The 25473-nt window shown below is 43.1% G+C and carries 25 protein-coding genes and 1 riboswitch; of the genes, 21 read left to right on the forward strand and 4 right to left on the reverse strand.

The window, feature by feature from the left end:
* Positions 1–76: 76 nt before the first annotated feature.
* From AC0VX7_RS04270 to AC0VX7_RS04285, 4 genes are all read left to right on the forward strand, one after another.
* Positions 77–430, forward strand: coding sequence for an SCP2 sterol-binding domain-containing protein (locus AC0VX7_RS04270; RefSeq protein ID WP_475426829.1), 354 nt, complete (start codon positions 77–79; stop codon positions 428–430).
* Positions 431–603: 173 nt separating this feature from the next.
* On the forward strand, positions 604–1830 hold the full coding sequence (locus tag AC0VX7_RS04275) for an ATP-binding protein (RefSeq protein WP_475426830.1): 1227 nt from the start codon (positions 604–606) through the stop codon (positions 1828–1830).
* A gap of 227 nt (positions 1831–2057) precedes the next feature.
* A complete protein-coding gene (locus tag AC0VX7_RS04280) occupies positions 2058–3242 on the forward strand; it encodes an HD-GYP domain-containing protein (protein ID WP_475426831.1) in 1185 nt (394 codons plus the stop codon).
* A 144-nt stretch (positions 3243–3386) separates the two neighbouring features.
* Positions 3387–4565, forward strand: coding sequence for a hypothetical protein (locus tag AC0VX7_RS04285; RefSeq protein WP_475426832.1), 1179 nt, complete (start codon positions 3387–3389; stop codon positions 4563–4565).
* Between the two features lie 30 nt (positions 4566–4595).
* Here the strand turns inward: AC0VX7_RS04285 and AC0VX7_RS04290 are convergent, their stop codons facing one another.
* Positions 4596–5648 (reverse strand): M20 family metallopeptidase, encoded by a 1053-nt coding sequence (locus AC0VX7_RS04290; protein ID WP_475426833.1) that lies wholly within the window; start codon positions 5646–5648, stop codon positions 4596–4598.
* A gap of 412 nt (positions 5649–6060) precedes the next feature.
* Between AC0VX7_RS04290 and AC0VX7_RS04295 the strand changes: the two genes are divergently transcribed.
* From AC0VX7_RS04295 to AC0VX7_RS04310, 4 genes are all read left to right on the forward strand, one after another.
* Positions 6061–8442: an immune inhibitor A domain-containing protein gene (locus AC0VX7_RS04295; protein ID WP_475426834.1), complete on the forward strand. Its 2382-nt coding sequence runs from the start codon at positions 6061–6063 to the stop codon at positions 8440–8442.
* Between the two features lie 316 nt (positions 8443–8758).
* A complete protein-coding gene (locus AC0VX7_RS04300; protein WP_475426835.1) occupies positions 8759–9901 on the forward strand; it encodes a DEAD/DEAH box helicase in 1143 nt (380 codons plus the stop codon).
* 164 nt (positions 9902–10065) lie between these two features.
* Positions 10066–11553, forward strand: coding sequence for an amidase family protein (locus AC0VX7_RS04305; protein ID WP_475426836.1), 1488 nt, complete (start codon positions 10066–10068; stop codon positions 11551–11553).
* A 24-nt stretch (positions 11554–11577) separates the two neighbouring features.
* On the forward strand, positions 11578–11712 hold the full coding sequence (locus AC0VX7_RS04310; RefSeq protein WP_260983522.1) for a hypothetical protein: 135 nt from the start codon (positions 11578–11580) through the stop codon (positions 11710–11712).
* Positions 11713–11967: 255 nt separating this feature from the next.
* Here AC0VX7_RS04310 and AC0VX7_RS04315 read toward each other — a convergent pair whose 3' ends face one another.
* Positions 11968–12834: a YitT family protein gene (locus AC0VX7_RS04315; protein ID WP_475426837.1), complete on the reverse strand. Its 867-nt coding sequence runs from the start codon at positions 12832–12834 to the stop codon at positions 11968–11970.
* A gap of 177 nt (positions 12835–13011) precedes the next feature.
* Between AC0VX7_RS04315 and AC0VX7_RS04320 the strand changes: the two genes are divergently transcribed.
* From AC0VX7_RS04320 to AC0VX7_RS04335, 4 genes are all read left to right on the forward strand, one after another.
* The gene (locus tag AC0VX7_RS04320) at positions 13012–14259 is read left to right on the forward strand and encodes a CBS domain-containing protein (protein ID WP_475426838.1); all 1248 of its coding nucleotides are present in this window, start codon (positions 13012–13014) and stop codon (positions 14257–14259) included.
* 156 nt (positions 14260–14415) lie between these two features.
* Positions 14416–14520: riboswitch (SAM riboswitch) on the forward strand.
* A gap of 78 nt (positions 14521–14598) precedes the next feature.
* Complete coding sequence (locus tag AC0VX7_RS04325; RefSeq protein WP_475426839.1) at positions 14599–15741, forward strand: trans-sulfuration enzyme family protein; 1143 nt, start codon at positions 14599–14601, stop codon at positions 15739–15741.
* 146 nt (positions 15742–15887) lie between these two features.
* Complete coding sequence (locus tag AC0VX7_RS04330; RefSeq protein WP_041967081.1) at positions 15888–16463, forward strand: YflT domain-containing protein; 576 nt, start codon at positions 15888–15890, stop codon at positions 16461–16463.
* 183 nt (positions 16464–16646) lie between these two features.
* Positions 16647–17732: a hypothetical protein gene (locus AC0VX7_RS04335; protein ID WP_475426840.1), complete on the forward strand. Its 1086-nt coding sequence runs from the start codon at positions 16647–16649 to the stop codon at positions 17730–17732.
* A gap of 51 nt (positions 17733–17783) precedes the next feature.
* Here the strand turns inward: AC0VX7_RS04335 and AC0VX7_RS04340 are convergent, their stop codons facing one another.
* Positions 17784–17927, reverse strand: a complete 144-nt coding sequence (locus tag AC0VX7_RS04340; RefSeq protein ID WP_215036940.1) for a hypothetical protein — start codon at positions 17925–17927, stop codon at positions 17784–17786.
* 159 nt (positions 17928–18086) lie between these two features.
* Between AC0VX7_RS04340 and safA the strand changes: the two genes are divergently transcribed.
* The 7 genes from safA to AC0VX7_RS04375 all read left to right on the forward strand — a co-directional run bounded on the left by safA (position 18087) and on the right by AC0VX7_RS04375 (position 22643).
* Entirely contained in the window at positions 18087–18656 is a 570-nt protein-coding gene (gene safA, locus AC0VX7_RS04345; protein ID WP_475428077.1) for a SafA/ExsA family spore coat assembly protein, read from the forward strand.
* Positions 18657–18898: 242 nt separating this feature from the next.
* Positions 18899–19243, forward strand: a complete 345-nt coding sequence (locus AC0VX7_RS04350) for a lmo0954 family membrane protein (RefSeq protein ID WP_475426841.1) — start codon at positions 18899–18901, stop codon at positions 19241–19243.
* Between the two features lie 25 nt (positions 19244–19268).
* Entirely contained in the window at positions 19269–19913 is a 645-nt protein-coding gene (locus AC0VX7_RS04355) for a PspA/IM30 family protein (protein ID WP_475426842.1), read from the forward strand.
* A gap of 138 nt (positions 19914–20051) precedes the next feature.
* Entirely contained in the window at positions 20052–20786 is a 735-nt protein-coding gene (gene liaF, locus AC0VX7_RS04360) for a cell wall-active antibiotics response protein LiaF (RefSeq protein ID WP_475426843.1), read from the forward strand.
* Complete coding sequence (locus AC0VX7_RS04365; RefSeq protein WP_475426844.1) at positions 20783–21829, forward strand: sensor histidine kinase; 1047 nt, start codon at positions 20783–20785, stop codon at positions 21827–21829. The genes liaF and AC0VX7_RS04365 overlap by 4 nt, the downstream gene beginning before the upstream one ends.
* Entirely contained in the window at positions 21822–22454 is a 633-nt protein-coding gene (locus AC0VX7_RS04370) for a response regulator transcription factor (protein WP_215036945.1), read from the forward strand. Before AC0VX7_RS04365 ends, AC0VX7_RS04370 begins: the two co-directional genes overlap by 8 nt.
* A 12-nt stretch (positions 22455–22466) precedes the next feature.
* A complete protein-coding gene (locus AC0VX7_RS04375) occupies positions 22467–22643 on the forward strand; it encodes a hypothetical protein (RefSeq protein ID WP_215036946.1) in 177 nt (58 codons plus the stop codon).
* A gap of 37 nt (positions 22644–22680) precedes the next feature.
* On the opposite strand, the gene AC0VX7_RS04380 is transcribed toward AC0VX7_RS04375, so the two are convergent.
* Positions 22681–22875 carry a hypothetical protein gene (locus AC0VX7_RS04380; protein ID WP_192469657.1) on the reverse strand — a complete coding sequence of 65 codons (195 nt, stop codon included), beginning with the start codon at positions 22873–22875 and terminating at the stop codon, positions 22681–22683.
* A gap of 347 nt (positions 22876–23222) precedes the next feature.
* Between AC0VX7_RS04380 and AC0VX7_RS04385 the strand changes: the two genes are divergently transcribed.
* Together AC0VX7_RS04385 and abc-f are read left to right on the forward strand one after the other, a co-directional pair.
* Entirely contained in the window at positions 23223–23378 is a 156-nt protein-coding gene (locus AC0VX7_RS04385; RefSeq protein WP_286181274.1) for an RAxF-45 family protein, read from the forward strand.
* Positions 23379–23541: 163 nt separating this feature from the next.
* Positions 23542–25437, forward strand: coding sequence for a ribosomal protection-like ABC-F family protein (abc-f, locus tag AC0VX7_RS04390; RefSeq protein ID WP_475426845.1), 1896 nt, complete (start codon positions 23542–23544; stop codon positions 25435–25437).
* Positions 25438–25473: the final 36 nt, after the last annotated feature.

The following is a 25473-nucleotide window of genomic DNA, read 5'->3' on the forward strand; positions in this document are numbered from 1 at the left end:
TTCATTTTCGGATTGCCCATGGTACTTCAGTCGGGTATGATGAAAATAAAATAGTTTGATAGAGGTGGCGAGTGTAGTGGAGAACAAGTCAGTTAGAGAAGTGTGGCAGGAAATCGAAAAGGTCATGAAAGAAAGACCAGAGCCGATTCAAGGCATGAATGTTGTTTATCAGTATGATATCTCAGGCGACGACACCGGTACGTTCCAGCTATTCATTTCTGACGGAACTGCTCGCGTAGTCGAAGGAACGGAAGGGACTCCAGACTGTACTCTGAAACTGTCAGATAAAAACTTCAAGAAGATGATCATGGGCAAGCTCAACGGAACAGCCGCCTTCATGACAGGAAAGCTTAAAATCCAGGGCAGCATGGGACTCGCACTCAAACTCGAAGGAATCCTCAATGAATACAATCTAAGCGAAACAGCTTAAAGAAGTGGATCAGGGTCTAATCGCCTGGTCCTTTTTTCATTCCATAAAAATTCTCTTTCCATCCATAAAAAATATTTATTAAAAATTCGTTGCACAATGAGACAAAATGTAACAAGATGTGACACATCCTGATATAATAAGGCTATCAAGTTTTCAGATTTAAGGAGATTCTTATGGATCCACTCAAAAAAAATTCAGTTTTAGTATATGAAGAAGTAAAAGCAGTTAAGTTCTTTTTGTGGACTTTTTATATAATATTAGTTCCTTATGATTTAATTTATTATTACTTAGTTCCTTATTTTAATAAAGAAGAGATAGGTTTACCATTAGGCGGGTTAGGATTTTTATTCCATATTTTTCTTTTTGCATTAATTCCACTTGCCATGTACTTAGTTAAACGTGGTCAGCCAGAAAAAATTAAATATATATACTTTGTGGCTTTCACACTCTTAGATGTGGTTAACAATGTAATGATCTATTGGGGAACCAACGAGCAGTTTGGCAGCGGACATGTACTAGAAATATATTTTATTCTTTTTTCACCTATATTTGTAAGTAGCCGCTTCTTTTGGACAATGACTATTGGGTTTTTCTTGAAATACCTAATAACTGGTCTGATTTTTCAAGCTGCTGAAGTTTTAATGCCTATGGGCTTGATTATCTTCATTGCTACAATTGCATTTATCCTGCTTAATCGTTTTCAGTCCTATGTTAAAGCGATAACATCCATTCATGAAGATATGAGACAGAAAGAGAAGCTAGCAGTTATTGGACAGATGGCAACTGCAATAGCCCATGAAATTAAAAATCCTTTATCTTCTTTAAAAGGCTTTACTCAGTTGCAACAAGAAAAAGATAAGGGTGATGAACAATACTATCCAATCATGCTAAATGAAATCGATAGAATCAATGCGATAGTAAATGACCTGTTGATTTTAGGGAAACCTAACACCGCTGTTAAAACACCTAAAAAACTTGTTGATATAATCCACTACGTTATATCGGTGATTGATCCGCATGCTCAGAGGAAAGATATTCAGATTGAGTATGATGTAGACGATTCAACTGTGCTTTTATGTGATGAGAATCAGATGAAGCAGGTCTTTATCAACTTAATAAAAAATGCAATGGAATCTATGCCTAATGGAGGGACAGTAACCATTCAGTCCAAAATTGTTGGCGGTCGTGCTTTAATTTCAGTCAGTGATGAAGGATGTGGGATCCCTCCAGAGAAACTTGCTAAGTTGGGAGAACCTTTCTATACAACCAAGCAAAACGGAAACGGATTAGGCTTGATGGTCACAAAAAAAATTATTGAAGAGCATGAAGGTACATTAAGTATTCAAAGTGAAATGGAAAAAGGAACAATTGTTACTATATCGGTACCATTTTTTAAATAAAACTATGGTTGTATAATGAAAATTCATCCAATAAATAAACCAAAAGGACTATTTTTATAATAGTCCTTTTGGTTTATAATGGAGAAAAATGTCGAATGTTAGTAGTTTTAAACTAGGTATAAATATTCATTTTTGCGTTATTTTACTAAAACTATTAATTTAAAAAGAATAATGGCGATATCAAGGGAAATAATGATTTGGTAATTGACTGAAAACGAGGTACTGAAATGCAAAATTCATTTAAAGATCCATCTTTACACCACGAAGAAAAAAGAGCTATTAAATGGTTCTTAACATTGTTTTATTTTTTGTTTATTTCCTTTGAGATTTTTTACTACTATATACACCCAAAATATGTTGTGCACAAAGATGTTTTGATTTTTGATAATTCAAGATACTATTATCACCTTATAATCCTGTTATTATTACCAATGGTGATAGCGATGATAAAGAGTGGGAAACTATTATTAGTAAAATATGTTTTTTTTATAGGGACCATTTTTTTAACAATATTGTATGATTCAGTAACTTATTTTGGTAGTGGCATACAGTATAGCAGTGGAAATATTGTAGAAGTGTTCCTTATACTTTTTGCACCAACTTTTGTGAACACTGCATTCTTTTGGACTGTTTCTATAGGCACAGTTTTTAAATATACCTTTTTGGGGCTGCTGCTTCAGACAACTACAGTTTTATTTCCAATAGCAGTAATAATAATCCTATCTTTATTAGGATTCATTATATTAAAAAGATATCAAGGGTACGTTGAAGCGATAAAAACTTCTTATGATAATCAGTTATCAGGGATTGTGAAGGGCGTTATTGCAACTATTGAGTTGAAGGATCCATATACTAAGGGACATAGCGAAAGAGTAGCATACTATGCAAACTCACTTGCAGAAGCCACTGGAAGATATACAAAGGATCAACTGCGTTCCTTTACATATGCATGTTTATTACACGATATAGGAAAAGTTAATATACCAGATTCAATTCTGATGAAGCCTGGGAAACTGTCAAAAGAAGAATATGAAATTATTAAATCTCACCCAGAAGTTGGTGCTGAAGCCATTATCAAGGTGAAGGGTCTAGGAGATAGTATTGATATTATAAAGTCTCACCATGAAAGATGGGATGGCAAGGGATATCCTGAACAGTTAAAGGAGGGTGAAATACCTTATCTAGCAAGGGTAGTGTCTATAGCGGATGCTTTTGATGCTATGACATCATCCCGTTCATATCGTTCAGCTATGCCTGTTGAAGAGGCCTATAAAAGGATAGTTGAAGGTCAAGGTACGCAATTTGACCCGGATTTAGTGGAAGTGTTTAAAGAGGTTTTTCCAGATTGGATCGCATTCCATGTAAAGTATAATTTGCATGAAGATCTTCCTGTTCAAAATTATATTAGTTGAGAGGAGGTGACATCATGAGAATTCGCAAATTAAACAAAGTTAAAACAACTTGCTGGTGGTGTGCATTTATACCGCAATGATTACAAGGGGGGGATGCCTGCATGTTGCTGCATCCCTTTGCTATTCACTAAATAAGGTGATCAAATGAATGTGAATTTTGATACAAAAATATCTCTCAAGCCGCTAGATATACGAAAAGATAATAAACATTATATTGTTGAGGATTCAATCACTGGTGACTTCTACGAAATGCCCGAAGCTTGTATTGTAGCGATTGAGTTGATCAATCAAAGCGAGTCACTTGATAAAGTAGCAAGAACATTGATCAAGAGATATCCTGATGAGAATATAAATATACTAAACTTTGTCTCTCAACTCCTTGAACTTAACTTAATTAGCGAGTTAGATGGCAAAGAAATATTGAGTAGTTCAGTGCAGAAAAATCACTTAGGCTACTCCTGGCTCCCAGAAACCCTAGGCCGCTTCTTCTTCAATCCAATGAGTTCAAAGGTATACTTCCTTTTACTCATTGCAAGCGCAGGCTTAATTCTATTTAATCCAGATCTATTCCCGCGCTATTCGGACCTGTTTGCGTTTGACCTGATGTTCCAAAATGTCCTGGCCTTGCTTGTAATAAGCTTCTTCCTTGTCATCCTCCACGAATTCGGCCATGTGCTTGCCGTCCGGTCTGAAGGCTTACCAGCAAAAATAGAAGTTGGGAATCGTCTGTTTTTTGTTGTGTTGGAGACGGATATGTCCCAGGTGTGGAAATTGCCTGCTGAAAAGCGCAATAAGCTTTACCTTGCCGGGATGTATTTTGATATTGTGGTGTTGTTCCTTGCGTTATCAGCCCAGCTCTTTGTGAGCGAAAATAGCCTGACAATGGGTATATTGAAGCTAGTTGTACTGAACACGTTTATCCGTCTGATCTATCAGGGAGCCGTCTTCATGAAAACGGATCTCTACTATGTCCTTGAAAACAAAACTGGCTGCTACAATCTAATGGAAAATGGGCGTAACTTCTTAGCGAGATGGCTGCCTTTTCTCAGTGTGCCAGAAACTGAAACATTCGCCGGGGAAGAAAAGTTCGTCCGCAGATATGCAGGCTTCTATCTTTCAGGCATCTTGCTCACCCTGATCATCACCGCCTACTACTACATCCCGCAAATGATTTTCGCTGTAAATGAAATTATGCTGCCGGGATTCTTTGAACCAATCACCAGCATTCGTTTTTGGGATTCGGTTGTCTTTTTGCTGCAAATATTATTAGTTTCAGGTTTATTGATTTACTCATGGACAAAGAAATATCGTTTAAGCAGTTAAAAAGACAGCCGAGTGGCTGTCTTTTAGTTTCTAATATGTTTTTACGTAATCTATCAAGATATCTTTATATTTTTCCAGGGACTCTAGCACAACATATTCGTCATCACCGTGCCAGTTCGCTCCGCTCGGTCCGAACTCGATTGCTGGAATTCCGTGAGCTGCGAAAAACTGGGTATCAGCGGCCCCATGTTGACCAAAGATCACTGCTTCACCAGCAATATGCTTTTCCAAAACTGGTTTCAGCTGGGTGATGAATGGGTCATCCTGTTTTGTCGCAACAGGGATACCCTTTAGACCTACGGTAACGTTGCCATCTGAAATACTTTCGATCTGCTGCACAATCGAATCGGCATCTTGGCCAGGAAGATAGCGGATGTCAAGGGACATAGCGCAATGGTCGGGCACCTTGTTAAAAACCTCGCCGCCCGAGATGATGGCTAGATTAATAGAGGGTGCTTGATAATACTCCGAGCTTTCTTTTGTAAAAGGCAAATCTAGCAGTTTCTCGTAAGCTCGATAAGCTTTAACAATCGCATTGTCGCCCTCCCACGGCCGGCTGCCATGGGCGGATTTTCCGGTGACCTCGACTTCGAGCCGCAAAACACCTTTTGCCTGCAGGCCGATCCCGAGCTGTGTGGGTTCAGAGGAAATGACAAAATCCCCTCGATAGCCATTTTCAACGAGATAGCCGGTACAATTCATGCCTCCAATTTCTTCGTCGGAAACAATCTGGAGCTGGATTCTGACTCCGAGTTTTTGATTCCGCAATTCTTTCATCGCGAACATCATCGCGGCAACTCCGGCTTTCATATCAGCCGCGCCCCTTGCGTAGATCCGGCCATTCTTTTCAACAGGAACAAATTGCTCCTTTTTACCGCTGACCACATCAACATGTCCGTTGAATACAATCGTTTTATCTCCCTCGCCAATCTCACAGACCAGCATTTTATATCCATTGTTTTCAATCAAAATCGGCTGTAAATCATGCTCAATAAGCCATTGTTTGCAAAACTCCACCGCCTGATTAGCACCTTCCTTCGTGGAGCTATCAATCAGGATCAATTCCTTTAATAATTCCTTCATTGTTCAAACACTCCTTGAAAAAGGTTCTATAGTACAATACCACAGGCAGTGAAATTCAATCGTTAATGTAAATAGTACCAATTTACTTAGATTAATTCCTTAATTATTTTTGAGAAATCACTAATATGTTGCTAGTCCATTAGAATTAAATTTAGAGACCCGAAGAAAATTCCCTAATATAAAACTTTATTAAAATAGTGTTAATTACACTAATATTTGAGATGAAAACAGGATGAATGATGCAGTTTTATTTTAAAATAGGTTTTTCAGACAAAAAGCGGCTCGCTTTATAGATAAATATTACTATATTTTAAAAATTTACAATATTTTAAAACCTTGCTACAATTCCAATCAGAGTCTTCAGAAAATATATGAAAATTCGAAACTTGGAAAATAGCAGGGGGTTATCTTTTTGAAGAAGAAAAGTTCGTTGAAGGTTCTTTCTAGCGTGGCGGCAAGTGCTGTCTTCGCTTCTACTTTATTTGTGGGTTCGTTTGCTGGACCAACTGCAGCTCCTAAGAGTGTGGCAGCTGCAACAGCTCCTGAGTCTGCACCAATCGATTTACATATCGTTGACCAGGATCGTCTGGCAAAGGCTTTGCAGGAGCGAGGTCTGATCGCGAAAGGCGCTTCACAAGAGGAAATTAACAAAGCGGTAACAGACTATATCAAAAAGAAGCAGGGCGCTAAAGCGGGCAAGACAGACAAGCACACTGCTGAAGATGAAATGACAAAGAAGTCTAAGGACTTTTTGACAAAGCAAAAAGACAAGCTCACTAAGCAGCTTGAAAAAGGGCATGACAATTTTAAAAAGGGCAAGCCGACAGGGTACGCGAAAGTGGATTCTGCCAAGCAGGCTCCATACAATGGTGAAGTCAGAGAGGACAAGGTTCTTGTTCTTTTAGCGGAATTCGCAGACTTCAAGCACAATAGCATTGAGCAAGAAGAAGGCTATATGTATTCAGACGACTTCAGCCGCGAGCATTATGAAAAAATGCTGTTCGGTGATGAAGAGTTCACATTATTCAATGGTGAAAAGGTCCAGACATTTAAGCAGTACTATGAAGAGCAATCTGGCGGCAGCTACACTGTCGATGGCCATGTAACTGACTGGGTGACTGTACCTGGCAATGCTGCTGACTACGGTGATGACAATCCTGAAGGTGGCCATGATAATAATGGTGAAACAGGACCTCGCGATTTTGTAAAAGATGCTTTGAAAGCAGCAGTAGAAGGCGGACTTGATTTATCTGAGTTTGACCAGTTTGACCTTTATGATTTAGATGGTGACGGCAACCAAAACGAGCCGGACGGACTTGTTGACCACTTGATGGTTCTTCACGCTGGTGTTGGTCAGGAAGCTGGCGGCGGCAAGCTTGGTGATGACGCGATCTGGTCTCACCGTTGGGTATTGGATGGAGTGTATGCAGTGGACAATACAACAGCTGAGGTTGGATACTGGGGCGGCAAAATGGCGGCATTCGACTACACAATCGAGCCGGAAGATGGAGCGGTTGGTGTATTTGCACACGAATTCGGACATGACTTGGGTCTTCCAGATGAGTACGACACACAGTACACTGGTCAAGGTGAGCCGGTTGCATCATGGTCCATCATGAGCGGCGGCAGCTGGAATGGAGCTGTTGCAGGTACTGAACCGACAAGCTTCTCTCCACAGAATAAGGAATACTTCCAGAAGATCATGGGCGGAAACTGGGCGAACATCACGGAAGTAGATTATGAAGACATCGACGAAAATGGATTGACAGCTGTCATCGACCAGAGCGTCACGAAGTCAAAGAATAACGGAATTGTAAAAGTGAACCTTCCTAAGAAAAAGGTAGAAGGCATCAAGCCGGCTTTCGGTGAGAAGTACTATTACAGCACTAAAGGTGATGACCTGCACACGGCATTGGAAACACCTGTGTTCGATCTGACAGCTGCAACTACTGCTACTTTCGACTATAAAGCATGGTACGAAGTAGAGTTTGATTATGACTATGTATTTGTAAACGCAGTAACTGAAGATGGAACAGAAGTTGAGTTGGATGTCATCGGTGATCAAAACACTGCTGGCGGCATGGAAACATCTCAAGGCGAATGGGAAGACAAGTCTTATGACCTAAGCCAGTTCGCAGGTCAGAAAGTGAATCTAGTGTTTGAATATGTAACTGACGGCGGTCTTGCTCCAGAAGGTTTTGCAATGGACAACCTAAGCTTGACAGTTGACGGCGAAGTTGCTTTCTCTGACGATGCAGAAGGCGCTGAACAAGTGACTCTTGATGGCTTTATCTCTACTAACGGTTTGTTTGACAAAGATCACTACTACTACCTTGAGTGGAGGAACTACGCTGGGTCTGACAAAGGCTTGATTGCAGGCCGTGGCGTGAAGTACAACACTGGTATGGTTGTTTGGTACGGTGACGACAGCTTTACCGACAACTGGGTTGGCGTCCACCCGGGCGAAGGCTTCATTGGGGTTGTTGACTCTCATCCAGAAGCAATCGTTGGCACGTTGAATGGCCAGGATTCCGTAAAGAGCAGCACGCGTTACCAAATTGCTGACGCAGCATTCTCACTGGATAAGGCACCTGCCTGGACAGTAGATTCTCCATCACGTGGAGTGTTCGACTACGAAGGACTTCCTGGTGTGACAACATTTGATGACTCTAAAAAGTACATCAACGAACTGATTCCGGATGCAGGCAAAAAGCTTCCTAACTACGGATTGAAGTTCCAGGTCATCGGCGAAGCGAAGGATAACTCTGCTGGTGCAGTGTGGATCCATAAATAAGAATGAATCTAAAGACATCGGGCGGTTTTCTCGCTCGATGTCTTTTTGTTAATTGGAAAAAATCAGTGTTTTTTTCCAAGTCGCCAATAAAAATGAATTATCGCCAATATATTTTTATTTTCGCCAATAAAAAATGAAAATCGCCAATATAATTTGATTTTAGCCAATAAAAAATAAAAATCGCCAATAAAACCAAATCAAGCCAAAAACAATCTATAATAAAAGGTGCAAAACTCCATTTTTCCGGGGAATACTGGACTTATAATCGTGTTTTAGCTAGTATCAATACTAGAATGTTTAACTGAAGGAGAAAATCATGTCAGAAACTCAACCAATTATCGCACAACTGAAACCGTTCCTGCAGCAGGCCTGGGAGAAGGCTGGATTCGAGACGATGACTTCTGTCCAGACGACGGCGATTCCATTAATAATAGAAGGAAAAGATGTCGTAGGGGAATCCCCGACTGGTACGGGTAAAACTTTAGCGTACCTGCTTCCTGTTTTGAATAAAATTGACGCTAATATGCAGAATACACAGGCAGTCATCCTCGCTTCATCACAGGAGCTTGTCATGCAGATCCTGTCCGAAATCCAGAAGTGGGGAGAAGACAGCGGTATCAAGTCGGCAAGCCTGATCGGCGGCGCCAACTTAAAGCGTCAGATTGACAAGCTGAAAAAGAGCCCGCATATTATTGTAGGCACTCCCGGCCGGACGAATGAACTGATCAAACAGAAAAAGCTGAAAATGCACAAAGTCCATACAGTCGTCCTTGACGAAGGGGACCAGCTTCTAACCCCAGAGCATAATGAAACGGTAAAAAGTATTGTAAAGTCGACACTTGCTGATCAAAGACAGCTATTATTATTTTCAGCAACTCTTCCAGAGACAGTTGAAAAGTCAATCAAGAGATTGGCGAAGGAACCTGAAATCATCAATGTAAAGAAGGATGAAACGATTGACGCTGCTAAAGTCGAGCATATTTACTTTCTCAGCGAGCAGCGGGACAAAATCAAAATCCTTGAGAAGGTTGCCCGCCTAAATGGAAGCAAATCACTTGTTTTTATTAAGGATATCGCTAATCTGACCATCGCTGCTGAAAAACTGAAGTTTAAAGACATCCACGTCGGCCAGCTGCACAGTGATTTGGACAAGCAGGACCGTCAGCGTTATTTGAATAAGTTCCGGGACGGCAACAGCGAAATGCTGCTTGTCACCGATGTCGCAGCGCGTGGCTTGGATATTAAAGGTGTCACTCATGTTGTCCACTATGATTTCCCGAGGGAGCAAGACCAATACGTCCACCGCTCCGGACGGACAGGCCGTTTTGGTGCGGAGGGGACTGTCATCTCGATCGTCAACGAACGTGAAGAACGCGATTTGAAAAGATTCTGCAATGCACTTAATATAACGCCAGCGCAAAAAGAATTTTACGGTGGTAAAATTGTTGACCCAGAATAATTATTTCGAAGCTATAGGACTTTTTCCTATAGCTTTTTTACTGCATTTAAAGGTTTTTTCGTAAAAGAATCAGAATATATATTCCGTAGTTTATTTTTGAAGGCTCTGTTAAAGCCGTTGAAAAATCAACAGCTGAAATGCCTTTTTGAAAGGAATTGTTGAACTTGAAAAATCCACGTTTAAATACATTGATGACAGAGTGGCTGCCTGAAGCGACGATTGATCAAATGCAGGAAAAAATGGAGAAAGGCGAGCTATCTTCACATGACCTTGTGTTGATGTACCAGGCCCGCATCGCTGCCTTTGACCAAACAATCCATTCTGTGCTTGAACTGAATCCCGATGCTCTTCAGATTGCGGCTGCACTGGATGCCGAACGAAAGAAGAAAGGTTCAAGAGGCCCTTTGCACGGAATACCGGTCCTGGTGAAAGATAATATTGATACAAACGATAAAATGCATACCAGTGCTGGTTCGCTGGCATTGAAGGATTCATTTGCCCAGAAGGATTCCTTTGTTGCTGCAAAGCTAAGAGAAGCAGGTGCGGTCATTCTTGGTAAAACGAATATGACTGAGTGGGCAAATTTCATGGCGAATGGCATGAAGAGCGGCTACAGCTCCCGCGGTGGCCAGGTGCTGAATCCGTACGGACCCGAGAAATTCGATGTCGGCGGCTCAAGTGCTGGTTCCGGCGCAGCAATCGCCGCTAATTTAGCTGCAGTAGCGGTCGGCACGGAAACGGATGGCTCGATTCTAAATCCAGCTTCACAAAATTCATTGGTTGGCATCAAGCCGACAGTTGGGCTGGTCAGCCGCAGTGGTATCATCCCGATTGCGCACACGCAGGATACAGCCGGCCCGATGGCGAGAACGGTCAAGGACGCGGTCTACCTTTTAGAAGCGATTGTTGGCCAGGATCCGCAAGACCCGGCAACGATGGTTGTTTTGCCTGATTTCAACCACGAAATCCTGTTTGATGCTCAGGCACTAAAAGGAATGAAGATTGCTGTTGTCAGGGAAGAGTATATTGGAAAATGGACTCAGGAACAGGAGCAAATTTTTCAAAAAGCGGTTGAAAAATTGGAAGAGCTTGGCGCTGAGATTGTTGAAGCAGCACTCCCAGCGGCGAAGGCGACTTGGGGATATAAGGTTTTGAGCTATGAATTCAAAGCTGATTTGAATGCTTATTTGAACGGGTTGGCACAGAATGTTCCTGTCAGGACGCTTGCTGACGTGATTGCTTTCAATTATGAGCATGGGGAGAAAATGCTGAAGTACGGCCAGGAAGTGCTGTTGGAATCTGAAGCAACAAGCGGAACATTGACTGAGTCTGAATACCTCGAAGAACTGGAGTATAACCTTTATATGGCAAGGGAGCAGGGAATTGACTATGCGTTGAAGGAGTATGGTGCCGATGCGGTGCTTTTCCCAATGGATGGTTCCACGATTGGCTCGAAATCAGGATACCCATCTATTACGGTCCCTACTGCTTTTACGGAAGAAGGCGAGCCAGTCGGTATCACTTTCACCGGTACTGCCTTCAGCGAACCATTGCTGATCAAGCTTGCCTATGCATACGAGCGGGCAAACATGGTGCGCCGTGCGCCTGAGCTTAGAATAAACGACGAGGGAAAAATCCATACTACTTCATGAATCCATCAAAAGGAGCGAGGAAGAATGGGTAAACAAAAGCTCGGCAACGGAAACGCCCAGCGCAACAACAACAAGAAAAAAGGCAACAACACACCCGAAGAACTAGTCGAATTCACAACCGGCCAGAAAGAAAAGAAATTCAACAATCCGATTGATTAACAGCAAAGTGCCCCGGCGTATTTTACGCCAGGGCACTTTTTATAGCTGTTTTATATCAAAAACAGGATTAAATACTATGGAATACATCCTAGACCGAGCCTATTCAAGATTTTATTGGCGAAAAATTAAATAATTCAACCACATTTGAAGTTATTTCGACCACATTCTGAAATATATTGGCGGATTTTTGATTTATTCGACCACATTCAAGAATTATTCGACCAACTGCTAAATCAACAGGTTTCTATCTCCTCATTAATCCCCGCCGCTCTTATCAAAGTTACTGCCCGAGACGTCGGCGACATTCTCAATCGCGACCAGCGCATTCGGATCGATGTCATCGACAACTGAGCGGACGGTGGATAATTCGATTCGGCTGACGATAGTATAGATGATTTTCTTCGGTTCATTTGAAAAAACACCCTGGCCCTGAATATAGGTCATGCCGCGGCCCAATTGCTTGAGCAATGCTTCGGCGATTTCTTCAGGGACGTCGGAAATGATCGTAACTGATTTGAGCTCTTCCATCCCTTCAACGACGACGTCAATCATCTTGAAAGCAATGAAATAGGTGATGATTGAGTACATCGCCGTTTCCCAGCTGAACACGAGCAAAGCTGCCAGGACGAATATGAACAAGTTCATGACCATGACGATCTGCCCGACAGAAACGGTGCGCTTTTTGCTGACGAGGATGGCGATGATCTCGGTTCCGTCCAGTGCACCGCCTGCCCGGATGACCAAACCGACACCCGTTCCAAGGATGACCGCACCGATGATGGTTGCTAAAAATAAATCATCCGTCACAGGTTCAAAGTGGTGTAAATAGGCAGTCGCACCGGATAAAATAATGACTCCATATAGAGTGCGAAGTGTAAATTTCAAGCCCATCCTCTTATACCCGATATAAAGGAAAGGTAGGTTGAACAAAATCAGGTAAATACTCATCGAGATGTTAGTCAGTTCGGCTGCGATAATCGAAAGTCCGATGACTCCACCGTCAAGGATTGCGTTAGGAACAAGGAACATATCAAGCCCGAATGCCGCGATAATGGCCCCGATTGTTATCGTCACAAGCTGTGTGACCTCTTTGATCACTCTTTTTTTCTTCGTTGCTGCCACTGAATATCCAACCCTTTTCTATTAAAAATAACTTCTGTGAATTAGTAATGTATGTACCATACTTATTGTATCAAACTTAATGTTCATCTGGTATTTTTACATTATATACATGATTAGTAAAAGCGATAATTGGGGTAATGAGAAGGGGAAGTTAATTGAAATGACGGAGGGGCTAATTTGGCTAATAATACTCAAGTTAAACATAAATCCAATAATCAGTCTGGTTCAAAAAACAAGAAGAATCATCAGACTGGTACCAATAAAAGAAAGTCATATATGAGAACCAATCCTAAGCCGCAGGAGATTGAGGAAAACAGATTGAAGCGGGTTGATGAAAATAACCCAAAGCATGATGGCAATAAGGGAAGCGGTAATGGAAAGCCATCCAATCCATCAAAAAAAGAAAAAGGTAATTCTCATTCCAATAGCGATAAAACCAAGTCATCTTCCCAACAGACCGACAATGGTAACTCATCTTACAATCAATCCAAGTATGGCGGTAATGACAAATCATCTTCCAACCAATCGAAAAATGGTAACGGTAATGACAAATCATCTCCCAACCAATCCAAAAACGGTAACGGGAATGACAAACCATCTTCCAATCAACCCAAAAACGGTAACGGGAAAAATCGCAAGAATGAAGGCGGTAAGAATTCAACCAATCAAAATCCTGATTCAGGCGCTAAAACTTCAGAAGACCACGAGGTAAAGCATAAGGAGCAATCCGGAAAGTTTGAGACAGCTTTTAACAGGATTCACAAAGCGCTGAAGGAAATGGTGAAGGGGACGGACAGCGATGCGTTTGTCGAACTGCTGTATTCCGGCTATAAAAACCATTCATTGGTGCGTAAATATAAAAGTGAGCTGCATCAGTTTGCGAAGCTTCGGAATGCGATTGTCCATGAGCGGGTGAATGCGGATTATTATATTGCTGAGCCGCATATTGAGGTGGTCGAACGGATTGAGGAGATATGCAAGGAGTTTGAGAAGCCGCAGACGGCATTGTCAATCGCAACAAGTCCGGTGTTCTACTATTACGAGGATGCCTATCTTAAAGATGTTCTAAAGGTCATCAATAAGTTTGATTTTACAAGATTTCCAGTCTATGACAAGGAAGATAAGTATGTTGCCTTGTTGACTTCAACAGAAATTATTCAGTGGATGGCGAAGCATTTTTCCGACAGTGTGGTCCATTTTGAGGATGTCCGTGTAAAAGAGTTGTTAACGAAAGGGAAAAATTACTTTGTGACCTTTGTTGATGAGGATGCGTCTCTGTATCATATTGAAGAATTGTTTGAACGCTACCATACAAGAGGCAAGAAACTGCAGGCAGTCATCATCACGGAGACGGGAGACCGCCACGGAAAGCCAATTGGAGTAATTACGCCATGGGACTTACTTGACAGTGATCCGGAAGATTGAGTTCCCGGTGTGTGAACTGTTATTGAAGAGAAGCCAAGAACCTGAAGATTGACATACAGGAACTTGAACAGTTTATTAACGAATAGTTCATTGACGATATCATGGCAAAATTGATATACTGCAGCTATTAAAAAACTATTTTCAAAACCGAAATAACTCTTATCCAGAGCGGCGGAGGGACAGGCCCTTTGAAGCCCGGCAACCTTCATGTTCAGAATGAAAAGGTGCTAAGTCCTGAAGATTGCAGACTGAAGATAAGAGAGGGCAATGTAGATAGAAACCTCTCCTGATGCGGAGAGGTTTTTTAATGTATTACGAATCCTAAAAGCAGGTGACAAAATGGCTAAGAATTTTGAAACAGAAGTACTTCATTCAATACATACTAAGCAAAGGGGAATTAAAAGCAAGGCGACACCGATTTATCAGACTTCTGCTTTTACATTTAATGATCTTGACGAGCTTGAGGGCTTCTATCAGGGAGAAGGAAGCTATTTGTATTCAAGGGTTGGGAACCCGAATACTGATGAACTCGGTCAATCCGTAGCGGCACTTGAGCACGCAGAAGATGGGGTAGCGGCTTCCTCTGGTTTGGCTGCCATTTTAGCGGGGGTCCTGGCAGTAGTGAAGAATGGCGATCATATCGTTGCAGCTGACGATGTATATGGCGGGAGTTTCCATATGCTGAAAGCTGAGCTTGAACGCTTTGGAGTGGAGACGACATTTGTATCGTTTTCTGACCTGGATAAAGTCGAACAGGCAATCAAACACAATACGAAGCTTCTTTACACGGAGTCCATTACGAATCCGCTCCTTCGTGTTGAAAAGTTAGATGAAGTCATTGAGTTGGCCAAAAAAAGAGATCTCACCGTTTTGGTTGACAATACATTCGCTACTCCGCTTCATGTCCGCCCGTTTTTACTCGGAGCCGACCTGGTCGTCCACAGTGCGACGAAATACATCGGCGGCCACAGTGATGTCACATCAGGTGTGGTCGTTGGAAAAAAGGAACTGATTGCAGAAGCGCGGGCTAGAATCGTGAATCTGGGTGCGAACCTTAGTCCATTTGAAGCGTGGCTGACTTGCAGAGGGTTGAAGACTTTGGCGTTAAGAATGAAGGCTCAATCGGAGAATGCAAGGTTACTGGCCGACAGTCTGAGTGAACATCAGAATGTCGCAAAGGTATATTACCCTTTTGCTGAAGGTGAAAAAGGCTTTGGTGCGATCGTGACGATTGAACTGGCAGAACACGTGGATACGGACCAGTTTTTCAAGTCACTTGGATGGATAAAAATCGTGCCAACACTTGCGGGAGTCGAAACGACAGTTTCACATCCGCTGAAAACCTCCCATCGAGCACTGCCGCCAGAGGCGCAGGCGGAGCTTGGCATTACTTATCGTTTAGTAAGGGTTTCAGTTGGAATCGAAAATGCCGATGACATTATCGAGCAATTTGAAGCTGCACTGGAAGCGGCAGGGGAATAATTTGGATGCTATAACTGAGCTCTCCTCCGTTTTGAAAAAGACTGTCTCCGTTTATAACAATGGCCAGTAATCGTTCGACATAATGTTTAGACATCCTATATGCGGGTATTTTTAAAAGGACAACTCGTCTAAAGGAGGCTTTTATTATGTTTGAACATGAAAAACATCTTGTTGGAGTATATGATAATGAGCAAGACGCAATCCAGGCTGTTGAGGACCTGAAAAGACAGGGATACGCAACCGATGATATTTCGGTTATCAGTAAGAACGAAGATGAGGTTCACGATGTTAACGAAGCTACCGGTACAAAGACTGAGGAAGGTCTTGCTGCAGGTGCGGCAACAGGCGGCGTATTAGGCGGCCTTACTGGATTATTGGCAGGCATCGGAGCACTAGCGATTCCTGGAATAGGACCAATCGTCGCTGCAGGCCCAATCGCTGCGACACTTACCGGCGCGGCAGTAGGCGCAGGTGCTGGCGGTTTAGCTGGAGCACTGATCGGAATGGGTATTCCGGAAGATGAAGCTGAACGCTACGAAGGCTATGTAAAAGAGGGCAAGATTCTAGTTGTTGTCGAGCGCGACGAAAACAGAGTTGGCCTGAATAATGATGCCACAACTGTTGATGCCTTAGATGGCACAAGGACTCGCAATCCAGTTGATGCACCGCTTACTTCGGACAACCCTGCCAACACTCGTTTTGATAACACACGCGACTTTTAATAACCATGTCATATAAAAAGGCTGCCAGTAAAATCTGGCAGCCTTTTGGCATTTTTAACGAGGATCCTATCAACGACATGAATATACAGCCGCAAAAGGCATTCACCTATACAGTGGAAAACATCTTGCATAGCTTAGTAATGAGGAGATTTTGTCCTTATTCTACTATAAAGGATGAGAGGCATGAATTTTAAAGGCAAGAAACAAAAGCAAGGATTCGGCGGCAGTCACTGCCCGCCAGACCCACAGCCAGTGGATTGTACAGCTCCTTCTTCATATACTGTGCTGGATTCGATGGCAAATCCATTGTATGTGGTAACGTTCTTGGGAGTGGTTCCTGTTACAGACGGGTATCGATGGGATTACCAAATTACCAATATCAATGCTCAGAATGCACTGAGCAACTGGGTGTTGGAACTTGAAGGATGTTTCAGTGATTTTGAATGTTTTGTAGGGGATATCTTTCCGGCTGATGAAATGAATATTCCTGTTCCAACGACACCTGGAGACTGTTTGTTCCCTTCTTCAAACCCAAATTTCCCTTGTCCAATCACTGACCCATGCACGACTGTAGTAGGGCTGAAATTTGATAATTTGAATCCGCAGGGCGAGCCAGAACTGGAACCAGGGACAACACAGAGATTTTCGTTCATAATCCCTGAAAATCTCCCAGCAGAAGTAGCGTGTTTTCAATTGAAGTTTGGAACCATGTCCCGCTGCGGAGAAATCTGTGCACCGGCATGTATTTGCGATAATCCGTGCATTTGCGAAGAAGATAATAATTTTACCTGCGATGTCATGTTCCCAGATTGCTTCACACTTGGAGGCACGGAGGAAGATGTGAGAGTCGCCTATTGTATTGGTGACGTCAGCGAATGTGTAGAGGATGGAACATGCGAGGTGCTGGAGACGATTAATGTCTGCAATACCAACTTGCAATGTTGTGTTCCTGTACAGCGCTGGAGGCAGGAATTTGACTTTCAGGTCATCTTCAATGTCCCGATGCTTCCATTGCTGGGTTCAGGTGCCTGTGTAGAGGAACCAGTTTTTGCGTGTTGCCAGGATGAGGGAACGGCGATTCAAAACTGCTTCACCTGTATAGGCGATACTTCTGTAGAGCCACCTTGTGTTGAACCAGATTGTGAAAATACTGAAGTTGTCGTTACGGGCTTGACTCCAATGGTAGATCGTTCTGGAACAATTATCGGTGTTACGATTGAATATTCCTTTGTCACCCCGCCATGTGCCAATGAAGTGATCGATGATTAAGAAGTGAATGTAAAAAGCTGGCTGCTTTATTTAATCTGCAGCCAGCTTCTTCTATTCTTCTTTCCTTGAATCCAATAAATCAATCCGGCTTGCATCCTTAAGGTTAAAAGCCGTTGAGATAAAATACAACAAAATGCCGCCAACTAAACCGAGACAAATGACAAAACCGATGGTCATCACCCAAAGATAGCCCATAATTCGCATTCCTCCCTTGATAAAACTATATGCACCGTATTCGTAATGTTTTCACGCAAAAAACAATAAAGTATAATTTCTTGAATTAATCTCATCCTATCAGTTGAGGAGGAGTGTATTGTGTTCAAGAAAATAATTTTAGCTCTATTATTAATCCTAATGGCAATCCCGACAGTTTCGTTTGCCCAACAGGTCCATACGGTTTCTCCGGGGGACTCCTTATGGAAAATTTCTGTTAGGTATCAGGTTGGCCTTTCAGAAATTATCGCCGCCAACCCTCAGTTCAAAAACCCTAACTTGATCTATCCTGGCCAGAGAGTCAATATCCCAACTTTAAGAGCGACAAAGAGTATTGAGAGCCAGGTAATCCAGCTGACAAATCAGGAGCGCGCTAAAAATGGACTGAAGCCACTTGCTGCTGACTGGCAGCTTTCTAGGGTAGCGAGATATAAGTCTGCAGATATGAGAGACAAGAATTACTTCTCACATACCAGTCCTACATACGGCAGTCCTTTCACGATGATGAAGAACTTCGGAATCAACTACCGAAGTGCAGCCGAAAATATCGCAGCCGGCCAAAGAACTCCAAATGAAGTAGTCCAATCCTGGATGAACAGTCCAGGCCACCGCAAGAACATCCTTAGCCCAACATACACACACATTGGTGTCGGGCACGTAACCGGCGGCAATTATGGTCACTATTGGACGCAAATGTTTATCGCGAAATAAATAATATCCTGAATGGAAATAACCCAGTGAAACAGCCACTGGGTTATTTTTTGTGCCGCACAATCGGAAAAAAGGCCAATATGGCAGAAAAAACGAATATTAGTGGCCTCAAAACACAGACATACCGGCAGTCCTGTGCCTTACTAAGCCTCAGGTCCTACTCCAAAATCAAGCTCAGGCACGTTATTGAATTTTTGCGAGAAAGGTAAGATGTAATCATAAGAGATAAGGAGGAATTGAACATGAAAAAATTTGGTTTACTTGTTGCCGGCTTCATTGCAGCCATGGTGCTGATTTCAAACCTTGGCCCGCTCGTCGGACTTGGGGTCAGCTTGCTGGTGCTCTACTTCGTCGTCAAGCAATTTTTAAAAACAGACTCGACAGCTGCAAAAATCGGCTGGGGAATCGCAGGCTTCATCACCCTGATGGCAACTGCTTCTAACGTACCAGCGATCCTCGGTATCGCAGCAGCTTATGTCCTGTACCTTGTATATAAAAACTGGGACAAAAAAGAAGAAGCGATCCGCGAAGAAAGCGATCCTTTCGTCAACTTTGAAAAACAATGGGCACAGTTGAATAACAAATAATTTTAAAATCAAAGGAGAGATTATAATGGCTAATCTATTAACAAGAATTAAAAACACAGTAATGGCAGATCTTCATGAGGTGATTGACCAGAAGGAAAGGAAAAATCCAATTGCGCTTTTGAACCAGTATCTTCGTGAGTGTGAAGCAGAAACTGAAAAGGTGAGAAAACTTCTTGAGCGCCAGGGACAATTGAAGGAGCAGTTTGCCCGCGAGCATCACCAGGCGCTTGAAATGGCTGAAAAGAGGAAGTACCAATCCGATGTGGCTATGAAAGCCGGGGAATCCGAGCTTCAGGAGTTTGCCCAGCTGGAGCAGGCCCAATATGAAGAGCGCGCTGCCAGGCTGAAGGAAGCGATGGAGAATGCGGTCAAACAGCAGCTTGAGCTAGAGCGTAAGTATGAAGAGATGAACCATAAGTTAAAAGATATGCACATCCGCCGCCTTGAATTGATGGGACGTGAAAATGTGACAAGAGCACACCACCGAATGGACAAGGTGCTTGATAACAATTCATATTCTGACAAAGCCTATTCAAGATTCGCAGATATGGAAACTTACCTTGACCAGCTAGAGGAGAAAGTGAATAACAATTACAACCGCAATACAATTGACAGCAGGATTGCCCAGCTGGAAAAAGAGTTTAAAAATAAAGAATCGCATACTATTTAATAGGCAAAACATGGTATTCTATAGAGGCGCAGGCACCTGCGCCTTTTGAGTATCACCTCGAAAGGACTTCATATTACCAATCCTCTATTATGTGTATTCCATTTTAAAAAATAAATCTAGAGGAAGGGAGGAGACAGCATGTTGAACAACATGAAAAATGATTATATCAGCTGGATTGTGATTACTGGACTTATATTTCTTTTGCTCGAAGTTTCATTTTTTAACGAAGGATTGATTTTCTCCCTTCTTGCAAGCGGAGCGATGGTTTACTTTGGTCGCTCTTTAATGCCGAAGAAATCTGGGAAGCTGTTGTTTTGGGTAGGTTTGTTCTTTTTCCTGAGCAGTGTTTTCAGCATGATGACGTTCAGATTCTTCTTATTGGCCGTACTGATCTATCTTGCCTATCAATTTGCACAGTCGAAAAAGAAGCCAGAAGTAATCACGCCAGTTTTACAGGAGCCTGAAAGGGAAATCAGAAAGGAGATGCTGATTGAAAAGCCTCCTCTTTTTAAAAATCGTTTGTTTGGCCATCAGGAAACGCCTTCTCATGTTTATGAGTGGAACGATGTCAATATTCAGACTGGGATTGGCGACAGTGTGATTGATTTAAGCCTGACGGTGCTGCCAAAGGGAGAAACCGTCATTTTCATACGTAATATCATTGGCAACGTAAAAGTGTATGTGCCATATGATTTAGAAGTCACCCTCCGGCATTCATCGGTAATTGGGTCTGCTGAAGTATTCGAGCATGAGGAAGGAAGAGTGCTGAACCAGAGTTTGTATGTACAGACACCAGGCTATGACGAAGCGGAGCAAAAGGTTAAGATTTTTACCTCGATGCTTGTTGGTAATGTCGAGGTGAAACGCATATGACGACTGCGATGCGCCAAATCTTATGGGGATTGACCCTCGGGATTATTTTATTCATAGCGGTGACTTTGTCTTTTGTGCTAGTTTTTCCAGTAGCGAAGCTTTCTGACCTGTGGAACCGTGAACTGATGGATATTCCTTTCATCATTTTCACATTCAGCATTAGTGTCGTGTTAGGCATTGCCTTTGGAATGGCATCGGGGACATACTGGCGAAGGCAATTCGGGACGGTCGATAACTGGCTCTTTCAGCTGGAGGAAGGCCAGGAGCCCGAAATTGAACAGAATCAGGCATACTCGGAAATTACATCGATTGCGAAAAGAGTCGGCAAGCTTCATAAGCAAATCTCTGAAAAAGCGATGCTGTCACAGAGGCTGGCGACTGAAAAAGCGGAGGAGCAAGAGTCGCGGATTCAGGAAATCATTTCGCAGGAGCGCAACAGGCTGGCGCGCGAACTGCATGACTCGGTCAGCCAGCAGCTTTTTGCGGCATCAATGCTGATGTCAGCGATCAATGAAACAAAGGGGCCTTCCGAGGAACGAGAAGCGAAGCAGATGAAGATGGTCGAGGAAATGATCCATCAATCGCAGCTTGAAATGAGGGCGCTCCTATTGCACCTGCGGCCAGTTGCTTTGAAAGGGAAAAGCTTGCAGGAAGGAATCGAGGAACTATTAATCGAATTAAGACAGAAAGTCACCATGAATATCAAGTGGAAGGTAGAGCCGTTTCCATTGGATAAGGGAGTCGAGGACCATCTATTCCGCATCCTACAGGAGTCTGTTTCGAATACGCTTCGCCATGGTAAGGCAGAAGAACTCGAAGTATTATTGATCAAGCGCGATGATAAAGTGATCATGCGTGTTGTCGATGATGGTGTTGGCTTTAACGTAGAAGAAGCAAAAGCGGGATCATATGGCCTCCAGAATATGCATGAACGTGCCGGGGAAATCGGCGGGACATTGAAGATTGTCAGTGTTCAAAATAAAGGGACCAGGCTTGAGGTTAAGGTTCCAATTTTAATGGTGGCGGGTGAGAAGAATGATTAAAGTTGTGTTTGTAGATGACCATGAAATGGTGCGGATTGGAGTTTCGTCGTACTTATCGGCACAGCCGGACATTGAGGTAATCGGCGAGGCGGATAATGGGAAGAAGGGTGTCGAGATGGCGCTTGAGCTGCGACCGGATATTATTCTCATGGATTTGGTCATGAAGGAAATGGACGGAATCGAGGCGACAAAGCAGATCATCGAGCAGTGGCCGGAAGCTAAGGTCATCATCGTAACCAGTTTCCTCGATGATGAAAAAGTATACCCCGCGCTTGAAGCCGGGGCGACGAGTTATATGCTGAAAACATCGAAGGCCAGTGAGATTGCTAATGCTGTAAGGGTTACATACTCAGGGCAGCCGGTGCTCGAGCCAGAAGTGACGGGCAAGATGATGATGAAAATGCGCCAGAAGAATAATGTTGAGCTGCACGAAGAGCTGACAGAGCGCGAGATGGAAGTATTGAAGCTGATTGCCGAAGGAAAGACAAACCAGGAAATCGCCGACGAACTATTCATCGCCCTAAAGACCGTGAAGACGCATGTCAGCAATATCTTGAGCAAACTGCAGGTGCAGGATAGAACCCAGGCAGTCATTTATGCATTCAGACATTCAATCGTAAAATAGGAGGTGCTCTAGATGGAGCCGTTATTTGGTTTGTTCGGCCTTTTTGGGGTGTTGTTGTCAATCGGATTGCCAATCGTTCTAATTGTGCTTTTTGTCATGCTGGTCACCAGCACTAAAAGACAGGAAGCATTGTTGACCGAAATCCTCGCGGAGTTGAGAAAGAAGGATTCAACACACAATCATCTGTAACGATAAAACAAAAAAGAGGCCAGGGCCCCTTTAAATGTTAATTTGCTTTCTTATCGATTACATCTAATTTCATAAGCATTTCGCTTAACGCTATGGATATGACTTCCCGTTCTTCAAACTCATTTGGATAACGGGAAGCACTATTTATATAGTCATGCTTTTCAGCTAACTTTTCTTTTATTTTTTTGCACATCCAGAGCTGGTAATCAGAAAGTTCCAGTTGTCTAAGCATTGCCACCCACTCCTTCGTTATTATCCATTACCCGCAGGCCAAGCTTGCTTAAACGCTTTATACAAAAGATAATCATTATGGGAAAAATTGAGAAAATCCCAGTGTGGCGGGAATGAACGGGATTTAATCAAACGTTTGATTAAGATGAATTTGTTATAGTCAGGCTTCAAATATGTGCCCGGTTTTAGCAATTCATCATGGGACCGGGCTCATATCCAGTCTTTATATACGAGGTTTCAACACAAGGAAAGAAATCCAACATCCAGTAACATTTCAGGAAAAACTTGCTAAAATAATTATGTGATTGTAAAATAAAGCTAACTATTATTGAACGGAGGTGAGGAGAGATGATCAAGACTGTTTTTGTACGCGGATTTTGGAATGAGTTCCTTTATTTTTGTCGTGCAAAATTTGCTGTTGCAGCTGCCAACGGGATACGTATGCCCTTTTTTAACAGCTCAATATCAAATACAAACGGTAGGATCATCTCTTTTCCCGCTTAATTGCAAGCTTCGGTGAATGGGGAGGGCTCTTTTGCCCTCCTTTTGAATTCATTGAATTGCTGGAGCCAGGAGCAGAGCCATCTGCCCCTGGCTTTTTTGTGCTTATTAAACAAACCGGGCGGCATTAGCTGAAAAGGGGGATCGTTAATAGGAGGAAAAAATAATGATAGCATGCAGTATTAACCATATAAGCAAAATGTACGGAGGCAATCTGATTTTTGAAGATTTGTCTTTTGAAATAAACGAGAAAGACAGGGTTGGTCTGGTAGGACCAAACGGATGCGGCAAGACAACGTTGATGAAACTGATTGCTGGCATGGAGGAAGCAGATCAAGGAAAGATTCACTGGAAAAAAGGGTTGAAAATCGGCTACCTTGCCCAGATACCGAATTATGGTGAGAAGATGACCGCCAGGGATGTTCTGGAAACGGCCTTCGACGAGCTGCTCGATGTTCAGGCAGAAATGAAGAAGCTTGAAACCGAGATGGCAGAAGTTGGTGAGGATTCAGTTAAGCTTGAAAGGCTGCTGGCGAAATACGGAGTTCTCCAGGAGAAGTTCACTCTCGGAGGCGGTTATGAAATGGAAGCCAATATTGACCGCATTGCCAACGGCTTGAAGATTGAGACCTTGCTTGATTCGAACTTTAACAGCCTTAGCGGCGGTGAGAAAACGAAGGTAGGTCTGGGATTGAGCTTGTTGAGAAATCCAGATTTGCTGCTTCTCGATGAGCCGACAAACCATCTTGATATTATGGCTGCCGAGTGGCTGGCTGAGTTTTTGAAAGAATACGATGGTACCGTTGTCATCATCTCGCATGACCGTTATTTCCTTGACGAAACAGCGACGAAAATCCTCGACCTTGAAGATGGCGAGATTGACCTCTATCATGCCAATTACTCAGGGTTCATCAAGGAAAAGGAAGCGAAATTACTGCGTGAATTCCAGGCATTTGAAGAGCAGCAGCGGAAAATCAAGAAGATGAAAGAGGCAATCAAGCGACTGCGTGACTGGGCGAATAGATCGAACCCTCCAAGTTCGGCGCTTCATAAAAGGGCTACGAACATGGAGAGAGCGCTGGCCAGGATGGAGAAGCTAGACCGGCCGATTTTAAACAGGAAGAAAATGAATTTCGAACTGGACACTGGCGCGCGGAGCGGGAAGGACGTACTGGTCTTCAAAGATGTCCAGAAATCATTTGGAGGGAGAGAACTTTTCTCAAAGGTCAATCTCCAGCTCCACTATCAGGACCGTGCGGCGATTGTCGGCGAAAATGGGTCGGGGAAAACAACGCTGCTGAAGTTCGTCCAGGGTGATCTTGCACCTGACCGTGGAGAAGTCCGAAACGGAAGCAATGTCAAAATTGGGTACCTTTCACAGCATATGGAGCTTTCCAGTCGGAACGGCACGGTTCTTGATGCATTCCGAAATGAGGTAGTAATGAATGAGGGAGAGGCACGGAATGTTCTCGCAGGTTTCCTGTTCTATGGTCCGGATGTCTTTAAAAAAGTATCCCAGCTAAGCGGAGGCGAACGGATGAGACTGCGCCTGGCCCAGCTGATGCATCAGGATCTCAATTTTCTGATTCTTGATGAACCAACCAATCATCTGGATATCGATTCAAGAGAAGTACTGGAAGAAGCGCTGGCTGGGTTCGAGGGTACGCTCCTGGCCGTCTCACATGACCGCTATTTCTTGAATAAGCTTTTTGACAAGGTTTACTGGCTGGAGGGCGGAGATCTAACGGAAATAGAAGGCAATTATGATCGGGCGAGAGTGAAGATGGCGGAGAAACGGAAGCAGTGGGAGGATGCGGCTCCTGCTCCTGCGGGATCTGGAAAGCCTCCTATTAAGCAAGAAAAAGTCAAGGAAGCAGTTGTTGATATTGATGAGGAAGCTCTATTTGAGGAAATCGAGAATCATGAAAAATCGATTGGCGAGCTTGAACAGCAAATGGCGATCATGACCGATCTCGAATTGCTCCAGAAGCTCCACTCTGAAAAAGAAGCTTTAGAGTCAAAACGAAATCAGCTGTATTCAAAGCTTGAGGAGATATCATAGATCCCGTCGAAGTAAGAGCGAACACAAATACCTTTT

This window comes from Mesobacillus sp. QJM3NY_10 (genome assembly GCF_056173465.1).

Excerpts from the sequence above, each read along its gene's own strand:
- AC0VX7_RS04275 (WP_475426830.1), top strand. The coding sequence starts at position 604 with ATGGATCCACTCAAAAAAAATTCAGTTTTAGTATATGAAGAAGTAAAA.
- AC0VX7_RS04280 (WP_475426831.1), top strand. The coding sequence starts at position 2,058 with ATGCAAAATTCATTTAAAGATCCATCTTTACACCACGAAGAAAAAAGA.
- AC0VX7_RS04285 (WP_475426832.1), top strand. The coding sequence starts at position 3,387 with ATGAATGTGAATTTTGATACAAAAATATCTCTCAAGCCGCTAGATATA.
- AC0VX7_RS04290 (WP_475426833.1), bottom strand. The coding sequence starts at position 5,648 with ATGAAGGAATTATTAAAGGAATTGATCCTGATTGATAGCTCCACGAAG.
- AC0VX7_RS04300 (WP_475426835.1), top strand. The coding sequence starts at position 8,759 with ATGTCAGAAACTCAACCAATTATCGCACAACTGAAACCGTTCCTGCAG.
- AC0VX7_RS04310 (WP_260983522.1), top strand. The coding sequence starts at position 11,578 with ATGGGTAAACAAAAGCTCGGCAACGGAAACGCCCAGCGCAACAACAAC.
- AC0VX7_RS04325 (WP_475426839.1), top strand. The coding sequence starts at position 14,599 with ATGGCTAAGAATTTTGAAACAGAAGTACTTCATTCAATACATACTAAG.
- AC0VX7_RS04330 (WP_041967081.1), top strand. The coding sequence starts at position 15,888 with ATGTTTGAACATGAAAAACATCTTGTTGGAGTATATGATAATGAGCAA.
- AC0VX7_RS04335 (WP_475426840.1), top strand. The coding sequence starts at position 16,647 with ATGAATTTTAAAGGCAAGAAACAAAAGCAAGGATTCGGCGGCAGTCAC.
- AC0VX7_RS04340 (WP_215036940.1), bottom strand. The coding sequence starts at position 17,927 with ATGGGCTATCTTTGGGTGATGACCATCGGTTTTGTCATTTGTCTCGGT.
- safA (WP_475428077.1), top strand. The coding sequence starts at position 18,087 with ATGGCAATCCCGACAGTTTCGTTTGCCCAACAGGTCCATACGGTTTCT.
- AC0VX7_RS04350 (WP_475426841.1), top strand. The coding sequence starts at position 18,899 with ATGAAAAAATTTGGTTTACTTGTTGCCGGCTTCATTGCAGCCATGGTG.
- AC0VX7_RS04355 (WP_475426842.1), top strand. The coding sequence starts at position 19,269 with ATGGCTAATCTATTAACAAGAATTAAAAACACAGTAATGGCAGATCTT.
- liaF (WP_475426843.1), top strand. The coding sequence starts at position 20,052 with ATGTTGAACAACATGAAAAATGATTATATCAGCTGGATTGTGATTACT.
- AC0VX7_RS04365 (WP_475426844.1), top strand. The coding sequence starts at position 20,783 with ATGACGACTGCGATGCGCCAAATCTTATGGGGATTGACCCTCGGGATT.
- AC0VX7_RS04370 (WP_215036945.1), top strand. The coding sequence starts at position 21,822 with ATGATTAAAGTTGTGTTTGTAGATGACCATGAAATGGTGCGGATTGGA.
- AC0VX7_RS04375 (WP_215036946.1), top strand. The coding sequence starts at position 22,467 with ATGGAGCCGTTATTTGGTTTGTTCGGCCTTTTTGGGGTGTTGTTGTCA.
- AC0VX7_RS04380 (WP_192469657.1), bottom strand. The coding sequence starts at position 22,875 with ATGCTTAGACAACTGGAACTTTCTGATTACCAGCTCTGGATGTGCAAA.
- AC0VX7_RS04385 (WP_286181274.1), top strand. The coding sequence starts at position 23,223 with ATGATCAAGACTGTTTTTGTACGCGGATTTTGGAATGAGTTCCTTTAT.
- abc-f (WP_475426845.1), top strand. The coding sequence starts at position 23,542 with ATGATAGCATGCAGTATTAACCATATAAGCAAAATGTACGGAGGCAAT.